The organism is Streptomyces sp. NPDC029044, from assembly GCF_040637495.1.
Lineage (GTDB): Bacteria > Actinomycetota > Actinomycetes > Streptomycetales > Streptomycetaceae > Streptomyces.
Window position 1 is genome coordinate 1 of sequence record NZ_JBEZWN010000022.1, and the last position, 17,184, is coordinate 17,184.

Here is a 17,184-nt window from a genome sequence, read left to right on the forward strand (position 1 = left end):
CAGACGACCTGCTTGAGCTTCGCCACGACCTCCACGAGGTCCCGCTGCTGGTCGACCGGCGGCGGGGCCGGGCGCGGACGGTGCTGGCCTGGGCGGCGCTGGTGGCCGGCGCCGCGGCGGCGGCCTCGACTTTCATGTTCTCGGCGACGGACGCCGCGCTGATGGCGCCGCCTGCGTACGGGGCGATCCTGCTGTCCGTCGGGTGCGCTCTGAAAGCGCCGCAGCTGCTGGCGGTCGTGCTGGACCGACTGCCGCTGGGGGGTGCGAGCGGCTGGCTGGCGGTGCGCAATCTGCGGGAGCGGGCCGGGCAGCTCGCCGGGATCCTGATGTCGCTGATCCTGTTCACCGCGGTCGCCACGGCGACGCTGACCATGCAGGCGGTGGAGAGCGACGCCCTCGCGGCCTCGGGGGCGGTGAAGTCGGTCGACGCGAAGAACCTGGAGACGCTCAACTTCACGGTGGTCGGCATCATCGTGGTCTTCGTCTGCGTGATGCTGGTCAACTCCCTTTACGCTGCGACGAGTTATCGCGAGCGGGAGTTCGGGCAGCAGCGGCTGGCGGGGGCCACCCCCGGGCAGGTGCTGGGCGTGGTGGGCGCCGAGGGGATGGTCCTGACGGTCGTCGGTGTCCTCTTCGGCACGGTGGCGGCGCTGGCGGGGATCGTCCCGTTCACCGTGGCCCGCACGGACGCGGTGCTGCCGGACCAGGCGTTCGGTGTGTGGCTCGCGGTCGCGGCGGTCGGCGCGGCGGTGACGACGGGGACGGGCCTGGCCACGGCCCGGCGGGTGCTGCGCACTCCGGCGGTGCGGGCGGTGGCGTCGGCCGCGTGAGCGCAGGCCGGGTGAGGGGGCGGTCACCGCGGTGCCCGTCCCCTCACGCCGGGGCGGGCGCCGGGTGGCCCTCCCCTCAGGCCGCGGCGGGCGCTGGGGAGGCCGCCCCGTCACCGCTCCCCGGACGCCGGGAGCCGCCGGGCCGGGCCCGCCACCAGGAATCCGCTCGGTTCGACGGCCCGCCCCTACAGTCACCCCGTGACAGCGTGGGTGAACAAGCGCTTAGATAGTGCCCTGACCGTCAGTCCGACACCGCCGTCCTGGAGGCCCCGTTGTTCACATCCGTCGACGACGTCTCCGCACGCCTCGCCGAGACCGGCTACCTCGCCTCGCCCGCCGTCGCCACGACCGTCTTCCTCGCCGACCGCCTCGGCAAGCCGCTGCTGGTGGAGGGCCCGGCCGGCGTCGGCAAGACGGAGCTCGCCAAGGCCGTCGCCGAGGTCGCCGGCGCGCGGCTGGTCCGCCTCCAGTGCTACGAGGGGGTCGACGAGTCCCGCGCCCTGTACGAGTGGAACCACGCCAAGCAGCTGCTGCGCATCAGCGCGGGCCGTGACGAGACGTGGGACGAGGCCCGTACGGACATCTTCAGCGAGGAGTTCCTGCTCACCAGGCCGCTGCTGACCGCGATCCGGGGCGACGATCCGAAGGTTCTGCTGATCGACGAGACCGACAAGGCGGACGTCGAGGTGGAGGGCCTGCTGCTGGAGGTGCTCAGCGACTTCCAGGTGACCGTGCCCGAGCTGGGCACGATCACGGCGACGCGCCGCCCCTTCGTCGTCCTCACGTCCAACGCCAGCCGGGAGCTGTCCGAGGCGCTGCGCCGGCGCTGTCTCTTCCTGCACATCGGCTTCCCCGAAGAGGAGCTGGAGCGCCGGATCGTCCGGCTGAAGGTGCCCGGCCTCGACGAGGCGCTGGCCCGCTCGGTCGTCCGGGTCGTGGGCGCGCTGCGGGCGATGGACCTGCGCAAGGTGCCCTCGGTCGCAGAGACCGTCGACTGGGCGCACACCCTGCTCGCGCTCGGGGCCGACTCGCTGGACGAGACGGTCGTGCGGGCCACGCTCGGGGTGCTGCTCAAGCACCAGGACGACGTCCTCAAGGCCTCGGCCAAGCTCGACCTGGACGCCCTGTGACCACGCCGGCGGGTGTCGCCGAGCGGCTGACGTCCCTGGTCGGGGCGCTGCGTGCGCACGGCATGCGGATCGGTACCGGGGAGAGCGTCGACGCCGCGCGGGCGGTCGGGGAACTGGGCCTCGCGGACCGGGAACTGCTGCGCGAGGGGCTGGCGGCGACGCTGCTGCACGGTCCCGGGCAACGGCAGGTGTTCGACCCGGTCTTCGACCTCTACTTCCCGCGCGGCGTCGGCGGCCCGGAGCAGCGGACGGCGGGGCGGGAGGACCTGCGGGACCGGCTGGCCGACGCCCTGACCACCGACGACCGGCAGCTGCTGGGCCGGCTGGCGATCGAGGCGGTCGACGGATTCGGCGGCTACGGTTCCTCACCGGAGTCGGACGGCTGGTCGTCGTACCAGACGCTCGAACGGCTGCGGCCCCAGACGCTACTGGCCCGGGTGCGCGACAACGTCCGGGGGCAGGGTGGGAATCAGGGGTTCGCGGACCGGTTGCTGGAGGACGAGATCCGGCGGCGCATCGACGCCTTCCGGGCCATGGTGGCGGCCGAGGCGCGGCGGCGGGTCGCGGAGCGGCGCGGCCGGGACGAGATCGCCCGGCGGGCGGTGGCCCCGACCGCCGACCGGGTCGACTTCCTGTTCGCCGGGCAGGACCGGCTGGCCGAACTGCGCAGGACGGTGCAGCCCCTGGCCCGCAAGCTCGCGACGCGGCTGGCGGCCCGGCGCCGCCGTGCCTCCCGGGGCTCGATCGATCTGCGGCGTACCCTGCGCGGTTCGCTGTCGACGGGCGGGGTGCCGATGAAGCCGGTGCTGCGCAGACGGCGTCCCATGCGCCCCGAACTGGTGCTGCTGTGCGATGTGTCGGGGTCGGTCTCCGGCTTCTCCGACTTCACGATGCTGCTGGTGCAGGCGCTGCACGACCAGTTCAGCAAGGTACGCGTGTTCGCCTTCGTCAACCGCATCGACGAGGTGACCGGGCTGCTGGAGCGCGGCAGGGCCGAGCCGGAGGGGCTGAGCAGCCGTATCCAGGAGGAGGCGGCGGTCACGGGCTATCACGGCAGCAGTGACTACGGCATGGCACTGGGCGAGTTCGCCGAGCGGTACGCGGACGCGGTCGGGTCCCGCACGACCGTGTTCGTCCTCGGTGACGCCCGCACGAACCGGAGCGACCCCGACCTGGCCGCCGTGCGGCAGATCGCCGAGCGGGCCCGCCGCGTCCACTGGCTCAACCCCGAGCAGCGCTCCCGCTGGGGCTCGGGCGACTCCGTCGCGCCCGCCTACGCCGAGCTGGTCGAGATGCACGAGTGCCGCAACGCGCGGCAGTTGAGCACGCTGGTGGCGCGGCTGCTGCCGGTGTGACCAGAGCGAAGTCCTCAGTAGCTGTCGTAGCTGGGCTTGCCCGTCGGCCGGTAGACGCCGACGACGGTGCCGCTCTTCGTCGTCGAGACACTGACCGGCTCCAGAGCGGTGGGGACCGCCCCGTCGGCGAACAGCCGCTTGCCGGTGCCGATGATCACGGGGTGGATGGTCAGCCGGTACTCGTCGACCAGGTCGTGCCGCATGAGCGTCTGGGCGAGGTCTCCGCTGCCGACGACGTTGATGTCACCGCCGTCGGACGCCTTCAGCCGGCGCACGGCGTCGGCGACGTCGCCCTGAAGCAGCGTGGAGTTCTGCCACTCCAGCGACGTCAGGGTCCGGGAGGCCACGTACTTGCGCATGCCGTTCATCCGCGCCGTGAACGGGTTGCCGGGATCGGCGGTCGGCCAGTACGCCGCGAAGATGTCGTACGTCTTGCGGCCGAGCAGCATCGCGTCGGAGGGCTCGTACCAGCCGGCGATGGCCGCGCCGACCTCGTCGTCGGACACCGGCTTCTGCCAGCCGCCGTGCTCGAAGCCGCTCTCGGCGTCCTCGTCCGGCCCGCCCGGTGCCTGCATGACGCCGTCCAGCGACAGGAACGTGCAAACGATGATCTTGCGCATGGTGCGCTCCCTTCGTGTCGACGGGTTGGACTGCGCGGCCACCGGAAACTCATCGGGGCCGCGATCACCCCGCCGTCCGCCACGGGAGCGGAGGCGGACGCTCGCGGTGGCCGTCGACAGCGCGGGGCGCATGAGTATGCGGACCCGGGTGAGCAGGGGCAGTCGCTCAGCCCGGGTCCGGCCGCCCGGCAACGAGGCGCGCTCAGTCCTTCTTGGCGTACTCCTTGGCCATGCTGCCCGCGAAGTCGTAGACCACGCACTGCTCGTCGCCGACGACCCAGGCGTCGTGGCCGGGTGCGCAGACGAACACGTCGCCCGGGCCCACCTCGGTCTCCGCGCCGTCGTCCATGCGGATGTGCATACGGCCCGAGACGACATAGCCGTTGTGGTGGATCCGGCAGCTGTCCGTCCCGGCGATCGGGGCCACGGACTCGGACCAGCGCCAGCCCGGTTCGAAGGTGGCCACGGCGAAGTCCAGTCCCGTCATGTGGACGGCTTCCAGGTGGCCGCGGGGGTAGTCGCGCCGCTCGTCCGGCTTGTCGAGCGTCTTCACCTCAAGCATGACGCTCCTCCTCGGTGAGGGTGTGCTTCCATCGTCCGTCCGCCCGAGAGGCCGCGCCAATCAGCGCGTGTCGCCGCCGCAGAGCTGCGCGAAGCGCCCGGCGTCGATGTTGCCGCCGGAGATGATCATGCCGACCCGGCGCGGCAGCGTGCCCGCCCGGCCGTTGATCAGGGCGGCCAGCGGGGTGGCGCCGCTCGGCTCGACGACGATCTTCAGCCGCTCGAAGGCGAACCGCATGGCGTCCCGGATCTCGTCGTCGGTGACCAGGACGACCTCGTCGAGGAGCCGCCGGTTGACCGAGAAGGTCAGTGCCCCGGGGGTGTGCAGGGCCTGGCCGTCGGCGATGGTGCGCGGGACCGGGACGCTGATGCGCCGGCCGGCCTCCAGCGAGCGCTTGGTGTCGTCCCCGGCCTCGGGCTCGACGCCGACGGTCCGGATGCCGGGGTACAGACCCTTGGCGGCCGTGGCGCTGCCGGCCATCAGCCCGCCGCCGCCGACCGGCGTCAGCAGCGCATCCAACTCCCCTGCTTCTTCGAGCAGTTCGAGAGCTGCCGTGCCCTGTCCGGCCATGACGTGCGGATGCTCGTACGGCGGGATGAGGGCGAGGCCGCGCTCGGCGGCGAGGGCCTCGGCGATGGCGACGCGGTCACCGGTGTAGCGGTCGTACGTGACGATCTCGGCGCCGTAGCCGGCGGTGGCCGCCCGCTTCGACGGCGGGGCGTCCTCCGGCATGACGATGACGGCGGTGGCGCCCAGCTCGCGGGCGGCCAGGGCGACGGCCTGGGCGTGGTTGCCCGAGGAGTAGGCGGCGATGCCCCGGGCCAGTTGGTCGGGGGTGAGGCGGGAGGCGGCGTTGTAGGCGCCGCGGAACTTGAAGGCGCCCACGCGCTGGAAGTTCTCGCACTTGAGGTGGACTTCGGCGCCGGTGAGGGCGTCGAGGGTGCGCGAGCGCAGCACGGGCGTGCGGTGGGCGACGCCCTTGAGCCGGGCGGCGGCGTCGCGGACGTCGTCGAGGGTGACCGGTGGGGTGGTGGTCGTCACGTGGTTCCTCCGGTGGACGTGTCGTGGGCCGCCCGGGCCCGGGACAGGTAGTTGTAGGCGGAGGCGCGGGAGATGCCGAGCCGGGCGGCGACCTGTTCGACGGCGCCGCGCACGGCGAAGACACCGCGGGTGTCGAGACCTCCGAACAGCTCCACGCGCTCCGCCCGGCCGAGCTCCGCCCAGCTGCCCCGCTGCCGCGACTGGTGGGCGTCGACGAGGGCGTCGACCACGGAGTCGATGTCGTTGCCGAAGGTGGTGGTGGGCAGTTCCGCCGGGGCTGCGCCGAGCCCGGCGAGCGCTCCGAGCAGTCCGTGGACCTGGGTGACGGCACCGACGTCCACGTTGACGCAGAGGGCGCCGAACACGGCTCCCCCGGAGTCGCGCAGGACCATCGTCGAGGACTTCACCAGCGCCCCGCCACCGGTGCGGGTGACGTAGTTCAGCTCGTCGGCCGCCTCGTCGCCGCGGGCGAGGACCCGCATGCCGATCTCGCTCATCGCGCCGCCGACGCTCCGCCCGGTCACCGAACCGGCCACGGCGACCACCGACTTCTCCGGGTTCCGGTAGTCGTGCAGCACGACCTCGCAGAGGGGCCCGAAGGTCGCGGCGATGCCCTCCACGACCGGCTTCAGCGCGGCGAGGATCGCGTCCCGCTCGGCATTCGTCCCGCTGCCCATGCCGTCTCCTTCCCTCACCCGGAATCTTAGACCAGAAGTCCAGCCCTTGGATAGAGAGTCCAATCCACCCCAACAGTCGGCAATGGTTTTCACATGACTTCGCCCAGGGTCCGCTTCTGACATTCATTCCCACCTAGCGTGATGGCCGCCGGTCCACCCCCCCCCCCCCGGCCGAACCCCCTGTGCACGCCCGTCCTGGAGGAGCCATGTCCTTGTCCACGTCCCGCCGCCTCGCGCTGCTGACCAGCGCGTCACTGGCCCTGCTCGCGGGCTGCGGCAGCTCGTCGGACTCCGCCGACGCCAAGAGCGCACCGGCCCGGGTGGCCGTGGTCGCCTCCACGAACGTCTGGGGCGACATCGCCCGGCGCATAGGCGGCGACCGGGTCGACGTCACCTCGGTCATCAGCGACCCCGACCAGGACCCGCACTCCTACGAGGCCGACCCCCAGAACCAGCTGGCCCTGTCCAAGGCGAAGGTCGTCGTCGAGAACGGCGGCGGCTACGACGACTTCGTCGACCGCATGCTGAAGAGCGGGCACAACGACTCCGCCCAGGTGATCGACGCGGTCGAGGTGTCCGGCAGGACCGCACCCAAGGGCGGGGAGCTCAACGAGCACGTCTGGTACGACTTCCCCACCGTCGCCAAGGTCGCCGACCGGATCTCCGCCGCCCTCGCCAAGGCCGACCCGGGCGACGCCACCGCCTTCGAGAAGAACGCCGCCGCCTTCACGGCGAAGCTCGCGCCGCTGGAGGCCAAGGAGGCGCAGATCAAGAAGGCGCACGGCGGTGAGGGCGTCGCCATCACCGAACCCGTGCCGCTGTACATGACCGAGGCGAGCGGCCTGGTGAACCGGACGCCCGCGCAGTTCAGCGAGGCGATCGAGGAGGGCGACGACGTCTCCCCGCGCGTCCTCCGGGAGAGCCTCGCGGTGTTCAGCGGCAAGAAGGTGAAGGTCCTCGTCTACAACGAGCAGACCTCCGGCCCGCAGACCGAGAAGGCCGAGGCCGCGGCCAAGGCGGCCGGCATCCCCGTCGTGCCCGTGACGGAGACCCTGCCGAAGGGCAAGGACTACCTCGGCTGGATGACCGACAACGTCGACGCGCTCGCGAGCGCGCTGGCCAAGTGACCCCGGTACCCCGGCAGGACGGCACGCCGGTCGTCGCGCTGCGCGCGGCCGCCCTGTCCTACGGCGAGCGCGAGGTGTGGAGCGGTCTCGACCTGGACGTACGGCCCGGGGAGTTCCTGGCCGTGCTGGGCCCGAACGGTGCGGGCAAGACCAGCTTCGTCCGGGCCCTGCTGGGCCGTCAGCCGCTGTCCGCGGGCACGCTGACGGTCCTCGGCCGGCCCGCGCGCCAGGCCGCCCGGCACATCGGCTACATACCGCAGCAGGCGGCGCTGTCCGCGCAGGCCATGCTGCGCGCCCGCGACCTCGTCCGGTTCGGCATCGACGGCCACCGCTTCGGGCCGCGGCTGCGCACCGGCCCGGTCCGCCGCCGGGTGGACGAGATCCTGGAGTCGGTCGGTGCCTCGGCCTACGCCGACGTCCCGCTCGGCATGCTCTCCGGCGGCGAACGGCAGCGCGTGCGCATAGGGCAGGCCCTGGCGACCGACCCCCGCCTCCTGCTGTGCGACGAGCCGCTGCTGTCGCTCGACCTGAACCACCAGCGGGCCGTGACCGAGCTGATCGACGCCCGGCGCCGCTCCCACGGCACGGCCGTCGTCTTCGTGACACACGAGATCAACCCGGTGCTGGGGCCGGCCGACCGGGTGCTGTACCTGGCCCGCGGCGGTCACCGCGTCGGCACCCCGGACGAGGTGCTGACCTCCGAGTCGCTGTCCCGCCTCTACGGCACCCAGGTCGACGTGGTGCGCGTCCGGGGCCGGGTGGTGGTGGCGGGAGCACCCGACGAGACGGCCGTCCCGCCACACCACCCCGAACTCCAGGAGACGGACGGAGTGCGCTCATGACACTCGCCGGCGGCATCTGGCACCAGATCTTCGACTTCACCGACTACGGCGAACTCCTCGCCCTGGTCCGCAACTCCCTCGTCGCCGGCGTGGCGCTGGGGCTGGTGGGCGGGCTGGCCGGGGTGTTCGTCCTGATGCGGGACCTGCCGTTCGCCGTGCACGGCATCAGCGAACTGTCCTTCGCGGGCGCGTCGGCGGCGCTGCTGGTCGGCGCGAACATCGTGGCGGGGTCGATCGTCGGTTCGCTCCTCGCGGCCGGCGCCATCGGCGTCCTCGGGGCGCGGGCCCGGGACCGCAACTCGGTGATCGGCATCATCATGCCGTTCGGCCTGGGACTCGGCGTGCTCTTCCTCGCCCTCTACAAGGGCCGGGCGGCCAACAAGTTCGGGCTGCTCACCGGGCAGATCGTGGCCGTGGACACCCCGCAGATGTCGTGGCTGCTCGCCACCTCCGCCCTGGTGCTGGTGGCCCTGGCGGTCATGTGGCGTCCGCTCGCCTTCGCCAGCACCGATCCGGACGTGGCCCAGGCTCGCGGGGTGCCGGTGCGCGGGCTGTCCTTCGCCTTCATGCTGGTCCTCGGGCTCGCGGTCGCCCTGTCGGTACAGATCGTCGGCGCGCTGCTGGTGCTGTCCCTCGTGGTCACCCCGGCCGCGGCGGCCGCCCGTGTCACCGCCTCGCCCGTGCTGCTGCCCGTGCTGAGCGTGCTGTTCGCCGTGGCCTCGATCGAGGGCGGCATCCTGCTGGCCCTGGGCAGCAGCGTCCCCATCAGCCCCTACGTCACGACGATCTCGTTCACGATCTACGCGGTGTGCCGGGTGGCCGGCCGGTACCGGAACCGGCGGTGGGGTGCGCGGCGGACGGCGGTGCGAACGGCCTGAGCAGGGCTCACCGTTCGAAGACGACCCGACCGTCGAACACCGTGAGATCCACCTCCACCTGCGTGATCTCGTGCGGGTCGAGATCGAGCAGCGGCCGGTCCAGGACGCACAGGTCGGCGGCCCGGCCCGGTTCGAGGGTGCCCTTCCAGCCGTCGGCGAAGTCCTGCCAGGCGGCGGTGGAGGTGTAGGCGCGCAGGGCGTCGGCGAGCGGTACGCACTGCTCGGGGCCGCTCGGGCGGCCGCTGGCCTTGGACTCGCGCAGCATCATCGACGCCACGCCCTGACGCCAGTCGGGCTCGGTGATCGGCGCGTCGGAGCTGGCGCAGACCCGTACCCCGGCGTCGAGCGCGGACCGCACGGGCCACTGGTAGGCGGAGCGTTCGGGGCCGACGACCTCGTCCATCAGGTCGGAGATGGTCCATTTGATGGCGGGGTTCATGTTGACGCCGTAGCCGTGCGCGGCGAGCTCGGCGAGGCTGCCCGGGCTGATGAAGTCGCCGTGGATGACGTAGTGGCGGGCGTCGGGGCGGGGTGCGGCCGTGTTCGCGGCGACGAAGGCGTCCACCACGAGGTCGATGGCCCGGTCGCCGGTGACGTGCACGCCGAGCTGGAAGCCCGCCTCGTGGCCGAGCCTGATCATCTCGCGCAGTTCGTGCACCTGGAGTGCGGGCGTGTCGCCGTGCACGCACAGGGCGCCGTGGCCACCGTCCGGGTACGGCTCACTCATCCAGGCCGTGCGGTTGGGCGGCACTCCGTCGGCGAAGATCTTGACTCCGACGGCCCGCAGCAGCCGGGGGTCGGCCGACTCGGGGCGGCGCAGTTCGGCCAGCCCCTTGCGGACGTCGTCGGCGGATCCGCCCATGGGGGCGGGCAGGAGCAGGACGCTGACGCGGGCCTGGAGTTCTCCGCTCGCGGCGAGGTCGGCGTAGGCGGTCCAGTTGTCGGTGCTCAGGCCGCCGAAGAGGGAGCCGGTGCCGCCCGGGCCGAGGCCGGGCTCGGTGTAGCTGGTGATGCCGCGGGAGTGCAGTTCGCTGATCACGCCCTGGATGGCCCGGCGGCGCTGGGCCCGGGTCGGGGCGGGCAGTTCGGCCTGGACGAGCCGCCCGGCGGACTCGCGCAGGATGCCGGTGGGCCGGCCGTCGGGGTCGTGGTCGATGACACCGCCGGGCGGGGCCGGGGTGTTCGCGTCGACGCCGCAGCGGCGCAGCGCTTCGGAGTTGACCCACACCATGTGCGAGGAGAAGTCGGTCAGGCAGACCGGGTGCCGGGGGGCCACCGCGTCGAGGTCCCGCCGGTGGGGGAAACGGCCCGGTTCGGCGAGGCACTCGGCGAGGTAGCCGGGGTCCCAGCCCAGGCCGATGATCCAGCCGCCCTCCGGGGTCTCGTGCGCCGCCCGGCCGACGACCGCCGCGATGTCGGCGACGGAACCGACCGACGGGTGGCCCACATCGAGGGCGAACGGCGGTTTCGTCATGCCGTAGGCGGCTCCGTGCAGATGCGAGTCGTTGATGCCGGGCAGCACGGTCCGGCCGCCCAGTTCGACGATCCGGGTGCGGGGCCCGGCCAGGGCGCGCATCTCCGCGTCGCTGCCGACGGCCAGGATGTCCCGGCCGCGCACGGCGACGCCCTGGGCGACGGTGAATCCGGCGTCGACGGTGAGGACCTGACCGCCGGTCAGAACGAGCGTGGGAGCGGTGTCGCTCACGGATGACCTCATTTCAGTGGGGTGGGCGGGTCAGCGCCCGGTGCGGGGTGCGACGTACGCCAGGGCCGCGCCGGCCACCAGCGCGGTGCCCTGGGCCATCTGCTGCCAGAACGTCGGCACGTTCAGCAGGGTCAGGCCGTTCTGGAGGCCGCCGAGGAAGAGCACGCCGAGCAGAACGCCGAGGACGGAGCCGGAGCCGCCCGTGAGGGCGACGCCGCCGAGCAGCACCGCGGTGAGCACGGTCAGTTCGAACCCGGCGCCGGAGGTGCCGGCCACCGCGCTGTCCAGCACCGACGCCTTGATGGCCCCGGCCAGGGCGGCGGCCACGCCGGTGGCGACGAAGAGCGCGAACGGGGTGCGGCGGATGCGGATGCCGGAGAGGTGGGCGGCCTCGCGGTTGACGCCGATGGCGAAGACGTGCCGGCCGGCCGGGGTGAGGGCGAGGAACAGGGCGCCCGCGGCCAGCACGAGCGCCGCGATGACGACCGGCGCGGCGATCCCCGCGACGCGGGCTCCGCCGATCCAGGCGAACCCGGAGCCGAAGCCGCTCAGCGGCAGCGGGAACAGCTGCTGCGCCAGGCCGCGTACGGCGGTCAGCATGCCCAGGGTGACGATGAACGCGGACAGGCCGAAGTAGCAGCACAGGACGCCGTTGACCGCCCCGACCAGAGCCCCGGCCGCGAGCGCCCCGAGCAGCGCGACGGCGGGCGACTGGTGGTGCTGCCCCGCAAGCCAGCCCCCGACCAGCCCGCCGAGGGCGAGTGTCGAGCCGACCGACAGGTCGAGGTAGCCGCTGATGACGAGCAGGGCCAGGGGGACGGCGACGATGGCGAGGGTGGCGGCGTCGGTGGCGATGCCGCTCAGGTTGGCCGGGTCGAGGAAGCTGCCCGTGGTCAGCTGGAAGGCCGGCACCATCACGACGAGCACGACGAGGAGGGGGTTGCGGCGTACGGCGGCGAGCCCGCCGGTGGTGATCGGGCGGGGCCGCGGGAGGACCGGGTCGGCGGTGGTCATGCTGCTCCTTCGGCGGTCAGGGGGTCGTGAACGGCCGACAGCAGGGCCTGTTCGGTGAGTTCGGCGCCGGAGAGTTCGCCCGCGATCCGTCCCCGGGCGACGATCAGGCAGCGGTCGGCGAGCGCCACGATCTCCTCGGGGTCGCTGGAGGCGAACAGCACGGCGGTGCCGCGTTCCTCGGCGAGTGCGGACACGACCCGGTAGATCTCCTGCCGGGCTCCCACGTCGACACCCTGCGTCGGCTCGTCCAGCAGCAGCACGTCCACGTGCCGGGCCTCGTTGATCCACCGGCCGAGGACGAGCTTCTGCTGGTTGCCGCCGGAGAACGAGCCCGCCGGCAGCCGGGGCCGGGCCGGGCGCAGCCCGACGGCCGCGGCCAGCGCGCCGAACACCCGCCGCTCGGAGCGCAATGCCCGTAGCCCGTGGCGGGACAGGGACTGGACGGAGGGCAGCAGCGCGTTGTCCTGCGCGGTCATCGAGGGGAACAGGCCCTGGGCCCGCCGGTCCGCGGGGACCAGCGCGATCCCGGCCGCGAGCGCGTCGGCCGGCCGCGCGGGGGTGACGGTGCGGTCGCCGACGCGGATCGTGCCCGCGGTGGCGCGGCGCCTGCCGTAGAGGGTCTCCAGGACGCGGGTGCGGCCCGAGCCGATGAGCCCGAACAGACCGACGCGCTCGCCTGCGGCGACGGTGAGGCCGACGGGGCCGAAGCCGGGCCCGTGCAGCGCTTCGACGACCAGGCGCGGTGGGGCGGGAGGCCGTCGCTGCTTCCGTACGGTCTGCGCCGGCCGTCCCGCGATCGCCTCCACCAGGTCCCGCCGCGTCCGCCCCGCCACCGTCGCGTGGTGGGCCACCCGGCCGTCCCGCAGGACGGTGACCGCGTCCGCGAGCCGTTCGACCTCTCCCAGGAGATGGGTGACGTAGACGATGGCGAGGCCCTGGGTGCGCAGGTCCTCGACGCGTCCGGCCAGTGCGTCGGTCTCCGCGCCGGACAGGGCGGCGGTCGGTTCGTCGAGGACGAGGACGGAGGCGCTGCGGCTGAGGGCCTTGGCGATCTCCACCAACTGGCGCTGGCCCATGGGCAGATCACCCACCCGGTCGCGCGGGGAGCACTTCGCGGCCACCCGCTCCAGCAGCCCGGCGGCGACCTCCTCCTGGGCACGCCGGTCGATGCGGCCGTGCCGGGTCCACTCCTGGCCGAGGAAGATGTTCTCCGCCACGGTCAGAGCGTCGACCACGCTGAGCGTCTGGAAGATGATCGCCACGCCGGACGCGATGGACTCGCGTGGGGTGAGCCTGGTGTACGACGTCCCGCCGACCTCGATGGTGCCGGCGTCGGGCGGGTAGGCGCCGCCCAGGCACTTGATGAGGGTGGACTTGCCGGCGCCGTTGTGGCCGAGCAGGGCGTGCACCTGCCCTGCGGGGACGGCGAGGTCCACGCCGTCGAGGGCCCGGACGCCGCCGAAGGACTTCGTCAGGCCGCTGATACGGAGGTTGATGGTCGTCATGGCGCCGGCCCTAGGCGTTCTGGGCGAGCAGGGCGTCGATGCGGGCGGTGTCGGCGCGCTGGACGAGCGTGACCGGCACCTCGGCGCTGGGGTCGGCCTTTCCGGCGGCGACCGCCCGCGGCACGTCGACGATGGCGGCGGCGATGTCCTTCGGCGCGAGGGCGGCGGAGGCCCGGTAGAACGTGCCCTGCTTGACGGCGAGGAGGGAGGGCGCGGAGCCGTCCTGGCCGCCGACGAAGGTCTTCGCGTCGTCTTTCGCCCGGCCTGCCTGCTGGAGCGCTTTGAATCCGCCGTACGCGGCGGCGTCCGTGACACCGAGGACGAGGTTGAGGTCGGGGTGTTTGGCGAGGATCGCCTTCGTCTTCGACAGGCCCGTGTCCGGGTCGATGGCCTGCTCGCGCGCCACCACGTCGACGCCGGGCGCCGCCTTGGTGAAGGCGTCGATCATGCCCTTGGTGCGTTCGCGGCCCAGCTCGATGGTGCTGTCCGTGAGGAAGGCGACCTTGCCCTTGCCGCCGAGGTGCTCCTGGGCCCACTTCGCCGCCGCCGCGCCGAGCAGGGTGCCGCCCTCGCGGAAGCTGAACCGGATGTCGGCGCTCTGGTGTTGCAGTGAGCCTCCGTAGGTGACCCAGATCAGGCCCGCGTCGAGGGCTGCCTTCGCGATGGGCTCGGCGGCCTCGAAGACCATGGGGAAGGAGACGATCGCGGGTACGTTGCGGGCGACCCAGGTGTTGAGGTTGGTGGCCTGGGTGTCGGCACTGGCGTTGTCGCTCGTGGTCAGCAGGGAGATGCCGTGCCGCTTCGCCCGGGCGGTGGAGAGCTTGACCAGCGTGGAGTAGAGCGGGAGCTGGGTGAAGGGGTAGTCGAGGCCGATCTTCGTCAGAGGGGTGCCGCCGGAGCGTGCGGGCTCGGCCGAGGCGGCCGTGTTCTCCGGTGCCGAGCAGCCCGCTGCCGCCAGGGCGGTGGCGGCGGACAGCGCGAGGAAGTCTCTGCGCGAGGCGGTGTACGGGGGTGGGGTCATGGCGAGGGCTCTCCGAGGGGCGGGCCCGACTGGAGCGGGCGTCCGGCTGTGCCGAACAGGAAAGACCCGCCGGGCCCGCCGCACCATCCGTACAAATACCGACTGCGGGTCGCCCGGGCTCCGCCGGAAACCTTGTGGGATCCGATACCGGCCCCCTATCGTTAGGCCCCAAACGACATTGCTGTCCGAGCCGTCCGGAGGCTCGCATGACCAGCCACCACCAGATCGCGGCAGCCGCCCGCATCGGCATGCTCACCCGCGAGCGCGACACCGCCTCGGCCTGTGCGCAGGCCCTGCGCGAACTCGCCCGCGCGCTGCCGCTGGACGCGGCGACCCTGCTCACGATCGACCCGCTGACCGGCTCCCACGTCCAGATCGCGAGCATCGGCTACACCGCCGAGTCCTCGCAGGCCCTCGCCGGAGAGTTCGTCGCCACCCCGTGGTACCGCAACGTCGTACGGCGGGAGCTGCCGCCGTCCATCTCGGAGGACGCGGAGGACTCCGAGGACGCCGGGCCGCGTTTCCGGCACGGCTGGTTCTACGCCGAGCGGGTCCGCCCGGCCGGTTTCCGGGACGGCGTCACGGGGGCGCTGCGCAACCGGGGCCGGCTGGTGGGTCTCGTCCATCTCTCCACCGAGACCGCGGACGCCTATGACACCGACGCGCGGCGGCTGCTGGCCTCCGTGATCCCGGCCCTGGCCGCCTTCGCCGACCCGCTGGGGCACGCCGGCGATCTGCACGGCCTGGCGGACGCGGACGCGGCGAGCCTCGTCACCGGCGACGGCCGGGTCGTCGACCTGCCCGGCCGCGACCGGCCCCGGGTGCTGCGGGAGGAGGGCGGGTTCGGTGCGCTGCTGCACGCCTTCAGCGGCACGGGCGGGCAGCGGCTGCGGCTGCTGTGGCCGGCCGGCGGCGGCTGGCGGCGGGTCGTTCTGCACCGGCATCCGGCCGGGCCCGGCCTGGCCGCGGACGCGGTGCTGGTGCACGAGACGCCCACGGAACTGCCGTACGGGCTGAGCCCCCGGGAGCTGGAGGTGCTCACCCGGGCGGCCACGGGGCAGACCAACCAGGCCATCGCGCAAGCCCTGTTCCTGTCCCCGCGGACCGTGCACAGCCATGTCGAGCACCTGCTGCGCAAGACCGGCTGTGCCTCCCGGGCCGAGGCCACCGCGCTCGCGGTGCGGGACGGGCTGCTGCGGCCGGACCCGGACCACCTGGCGCGGTTCGTCGAGCGGTGATCCGGGCCGGGCGGTCAGGACGTCAGCGCCTCGACGCGCCGCATGACCTCGTGGCAGAACTCTTCCACGCCGTTGGGGTCGTCGATGAACTGGTTCGGCTTGACGCAGAAGGTCGTGAAGCCCTGCTCCAGCTGCTCCGGGATCACGGACAGCGCCGCGCCGAGGTCCGCCGGTGAGCGGTCGTCGGGGAAGACGGCCTGCGTACCTCCGATCATCTCCAGGTCGGCGGCGTCCCGCCCGGCCTCCGACATCGCCTCCTTGAGCCCTTGGAGGTCCTCGGGCGTGGGCCGGCCGAGCGGGTGGAAGCCGTGGCCGTACCGGACGAGGCGGCGCAGGACCGGGCCGTGCAGGCGCTGGCCGCCGAACCAGAGACGGGGGCCGTCGGGCCGGTGGGCCTTGGGTTCGAAGTACACGTCCCGGAAGGGGTAGTGCGGCCCGTCGTGGGAGATCGGGGACGGCCCCCAGGCCTTCGCCCAGATCTCCAGGTGCTCGTCGAGGAGCCGTCCGCGCCGGGTGAAGGGCACCCCGAGGGCGTCGTACTCGTCCTTGCTCCAGCTGACCGTCGGCTGCACGACGAGGCGGCCCTCGCTGATCAGGTCGAGGGTGCCGAGTTCGCGGGCGAGCAGCAGGGGGTGGCGCAGCGGGGCGAGGACGGCCGCGGCGGCCAGGCGCAGCCGGGAGGTGACGGAGGCGATGGCGGCGAGCAGCAGCAGGGAGTTGGGCCAGGGGGTGTGGGGGTCCTGGTTGCCGGGGAGGGCGTAGTCGCGGGGGTTGCCCATGACGCCGGCGGCCGACGCGTCGGGGCCGAGGACGATGTGCTCGCTGACCATGACGGCGTCGAAGCCGGCGTCCTCGGCCTCGCGGGCCCAGCGGACGGCGGCGGGCAGATCGGCCCGGCCGCCGGTGAGGGTCCAGTTCTCACTGAGGACGAGGAGCATGCGGGGAGGGCTGGGCATGACGCGTTTCCCTTTCGACTTCGTACAATTTGAGTCCGAACGACCGGACGGCCCGGGACGGGCCGCCCGTGCGTGAGACGTCGCGACCAGACGAAGGAGCCGCCCGTGCCGGGGCACCGATCCATCACCGAAGCCGAGAAGCTCGCCGCGGCGAAGCTCGGCGGCATCGCGATCCGCCGGGAGCAGATGGCGGCGGTGGCGAACATCTACCGGGCCGCGTCCGCGGTGCGTCAGCACCTGGAGAACTCGGTGCTGCGCGGCTCGGACCTGACCTGGACGGCCTTCGTGGTGCTGTGGGTGGTCTGGGTGTGGGGCGAGTCGGAGACCCGGCACGTGGCGGAGGAGGCGGGCATCTCCAAGGGCACGCTGACGGGCGTGGTGCGCACGCTGGAGTCCCGGGGCCTGCTGCGGCGGGACGGTCATCCGAGCGACGGGCGCCTGGTGCTGCTGAGCCTCACCCCGCAGGGCGAGGAGTTCATGGCGCGGGTGTTCCCGGCGTTCAACGAGGAGGAGGCCTTCGTCACCGCCGGGCTCAGCGACGCCGAGTGCCGCCGCCTCGCCGAGGGGCTGCGCAGCGTGGTGCTCCAGGTGGAGGAGCACGGCGAGGAGCGGCGGCAGTCCCTGCTGGGCGGCGCCGAGCCCGCCCCGCGGCGCAGCGGGCGGCGGCCCCGGGCCTAGGGGGC

General features: G+C 73.2%; 17 protein-coding genes. 8 read left to right on the top strand and 9 right to left on the bottom strand.

Features of this window, described 5'->3' with window-relative positions; translation table 11 throughout:
- From AB0E85_RS19325 to AB0E85_RS19335, 3 genes are all read left to right on the top strand, one after another.
- A partial coding sequence (locus AB0E85_RS19325) for an FtsX-like permease family protein (protein ID WP_361928435.1) occupies window positions 1–830 on the top strand: 830 nt, incomplete at its 5' end.
- Window positions 831–1,102: 272 nt separating this feature from the next.
- The gene (locus AB0E85_RS19330) at window positions 1,103–1,960 is read left to right on the top strand and encodes a MoxR family ATPase (protein WP_361928438.1); all 858 of its coding nucleotides are present in this window, start codon (window positions 1,103–1,105) and stop codon (window positions 1,958–1,960) included.
- Entirely contained in the window at window positions 1,957–3,315 is a 1,359-nt protein-coding gene (locus AB0E85_RS19335) for a VWA domain-containing protein (RefSeq protein ID WP_361928441.1), read from the top strand. Before AB0E85_RS19330 ends, AB0E85_RS19335 begins: the two co-directional genes overlap by 4 nt.
- 14 nt (window positions 3,316–3,329) lie before the next feature.
- On the opposite strand, the gene AB0E85_RS19340 is transcribed toward AB0E85_RS19335, so the two are convergent.
- From AB0E85_RS19340 to AB0E85_RS19355, 4 genes are all read right to left on the bottom strand, one after another.
- A complete protein-coding gene (locus AB0E85_RS19340; RefSeq protein ID WP_361928444.1) occupies window positions 3,330–3,935 on the bottom strand; it encodes a dihydrofolate reductase family protein in 606 nt (201 codons plus the stop codon).
- Between the two features lie 202 nt (window positions 3,936–4,137).
- The gene (locus AB0E85_RS19345; RefSeq protein WP_062930783.1) at window positions 4,138–4,497 is read right to left on the bottom strand and encodes a cupin domain-containing protein; all 360 of its coding nucleotides are present in this window, start codon (window positions 4,495–4,497) and stop codon (window positions 4,138–4,140) included.
- Between the two features lie 60 nt (window positions 4,498–4,557).
- Entirely contained in the window at window positions 4,558–5,538 is a 981-nt protein-coding gene (locus AB0E85_RS19350; protein ID WP_361928446.1) for a pyridoxal-phosphate dependent enzyme, read from the bottom strand.
- The gene (locus AB0E85_RS19355; RefSeq protein WP_361928449.1) at window positions 5,535–6,215 is read right to left on the bottom strand and encodes a PAS domain-containing protein; all 681 of its coding nucleotides are present in this window, start codon (window positions 6,213–6,215) and stop codon (window positions 5,535–5,537) included. Before AB0E85_RS19355 ends, AB0E85_RS19350 begins: the two co-directional genes overlap by 4 nt.
- A gap of 206 nt (window positions 6,216–6,421) precedes the next feature.
- Here AB0E85_RS19355 and AB0E85_RS19360 point away from each other — a divergent pair, with 206 nt between their 5' ends.
- The 3 genes from AB0E85_RS19360 to AB0E85_RS19370 are packed head-to-tail and all read left to right on the top strand — an operon-like array spanning window position 6,422 to window position 9,062.
- Window positions 6,422–7,342, top strand: coding sequence for a zinc ABC transporter substrate-binding protein (locus tag AB0E85_RS19360; protein ID WP_361928452.1), 921 nt, complete (start codon window positions 6,422–6,424; stop codon window positions 7,340–7,342).
- Window positions 7,339–8,184 carry an ATP-binding cassette domain-containing protein gene (locus tag AB0E85_RS19365; RefSeq protein ID WP_361928455.1) on the top strand — a complete coding sequence of 282 codons (846 nt, stop codon included), beginning with the start codon at window positions 7,339–7,341 and terminating at the stop codon, window positions 8,182–8,184. Before AB0E85_RS19360 ends, AB0E85_RS19365 begins: the two co-directional genes overlap by 4 nt.
- A complete protein-coding gene (locus AB0E85_RS19370) occupies window positions 8,181–9,062 on the top strand; it encodes a metal ABC transporter permease (protein WP_361928458.1) in 882 nt (293 codons plus the stop codon). Before AB0E85_RS19365 ends, AB0E85_RS19370 begins: the two co-directional genes overlap by 4 nt.
- A gap of 7 nt (window positions 9,063–9,069) precedes the next feature.
- Here the strand turns inward: AB0E85_RS19370 and AB0E85_RS19375 are convergent, their stop codons facing one another.
- Genes AB0E85_RS19375 through AB0E85_RS19390 form a run of 4 tightly spaced genes read right to left on the bottom strand, consistent with a single transcriptional unit; the run spans window position 9,070 to window position 14,307 of the window.
- Window positions 9,070–10,767, bottom strand: coding sequence for an amidohydrolase (locus AB0E85_RS19375; protein WP_361928460.1), 1,698 nt, complete (start codon window positions 10,765–10,767; stop codon window positions 9,070–9,072).
- A 30-nt stretch (window positions 10,768–10,797) separates the two neighbouring features.
- On the bottom strand, window positions 10,798–11,781 hold the full coding sequence (locus tag AB0E85_RS19380; RefSeq protein ID WP_361928462.1) for an ABC transporter permease: 984 nt from the start codon (window positions 11,779–11,781) through the stop codon (window positions 10,798–10,800).
- A complete protein-coding gene (locus AB0E85_RS19385; protein WP_361928464.1) occupies window positions 11,778–13,286 on the bottom strand; it encodes a sugar ABC transporter ATP-binding protein in 1,509 nt (502 codons plus the stop codon). The genes AB0E85_RS19380 and AB0E85_RS19385 overlap by 4 nt, the downstream gene beginning before the upstream one ends.
- Window positions 13,287–13,296: 10 nt before the next feature.
- Window positions 13,297–14,307, bottom strand: a complete 1,011-nt coding sequence (locus tag AB0E85_RS19390) for a sugar ABC transporter substrate-binding protein (RefSeq protein WP_361928467.1) — start codon at window positions 14,305–14,307, stop codon at window positions 13,297–13,299.
- A 206-nt stretch (window positions 14,308–14,513) separates the two neighbouring features.
- Between AB0E85_RS19390 and AB0E85_RS19395 the strand changes: the two genes are divergently transcribed.
- A complete protein-coding gene (locus AB0E85_RS19395; RefSeq protein WP_361928470.1) occupies window positions 14,514–15,545 on the top strand; it encodes a LuxR C-terminal-related transcriptional regulator in 1,032 nt (343 codons plus the stop codon).
- 14 nt (window positions 15,546–15,559) lie between these two features.
- Here AB0E85_RS19395 and AB0E85_RS19400 read toward each other — a convergent pair whose 3' ends face one another.
- Window positions 15,560–16,501, bottom strand: coding sequence for a TIGR03619 family F420-dependent LLM class oxidoreductase (locus AB0E85_RS19400; RefSeq protein ID WP_361928473.1), 942 nt, complete (start codon window positions 16,499–16,501; stop codon window positions 15,560–15,562).
- Between the two features lie 105 nt (window positions 16,502–16,606).
- On the opposite strand from AB0E85_RS19400, the gene AB0E85_RS19405 reads away from it, so the two are divergent.
- The gene (locus AB0E85_RS19405) at window positions 16,607–17,179 is read left to right on the top strand and encodes a MarR family transcriptional regulator (RefSeq protein WP_298556123.1); all 573 of its coding nucleotides are present in this window, start codon (window positions 16,607–16,609) and stop codon (window positions 17,177–17,179) included.
- Window positions 17,180–17,184: the final 5 nt, after the last annotated feature.

Coding starts and splice junctions, on each gene's coding strand:
- AB0E85_RS19345 (WP_062930783.1), bottom strand. CDS start 4,497: ATGCTTGAGGTGAAGACGCTCGACAAGCCGGACGAGCGGCGCGACTAC.
- AB0E85_RS19370 (WP_361928458.1), top strand. CDS start 8,181: ATGACACTCGCCGGCGGCATCTGGCACCAGATCTTCGACTTCACCGAC.
- AB0E85_RS19340 (WP_361928444.1), bottom strand. CDS start 3,935: ATGCGCAAGATCATCGTTTGCACGTTCCTGTCGCTGGACGGCGTCATG.
- AB0E85_RS19385 (WP_361928464.1), bottom strand. CDS start 13,286: ATGACGACCATCAACCTCCGTATCAGCGGCCTGACGAAGTCCTTCGGC.
- AB0E85_RS19400 (WP_361928473.1), bottom strand. CDS start 16,501: ATGCCCAGCCCTCCCCGCATGCTCCTCGTCCTCAGTGAGAACTGGACC.
- AB0E85_RS19390 (WP_361928467.1), bottom strand. CDS start 14,307: ATGACCCCACCCCCGTACACCGCCTCGCGCAGAGACTTCCTCGCGCTG.
- AB0E85_RS19395 (WP_361928470.1), top strand. CDS start 14,514: ATGACCAGCCACCACCAGATCGCGGCAGCCGCCCGCATCGGCATGCTC.
- AB0E85_RS19355 (WP_361928449.1), bottom strand. CDS start 6,215: ATGGGCAGCGGGACGAATGCCGAGCGGGACGCGATCCTCGCCGCGCTG.
- AB0E85_RS19380 (WP_361928462.1), bottom strand. CDS start 11,781: ATGACCACCGCCGACCCGGTCCTCCCGCGGCCCCGCCCGATCACCACC.
- AB0E85_RS19360 (WP_361928452.1), top strand. CDS start 6,422: ATGTCCTTGTCCACGTCCCGCCGCCTCGCGCTGCTGACCAGCGCGTCA.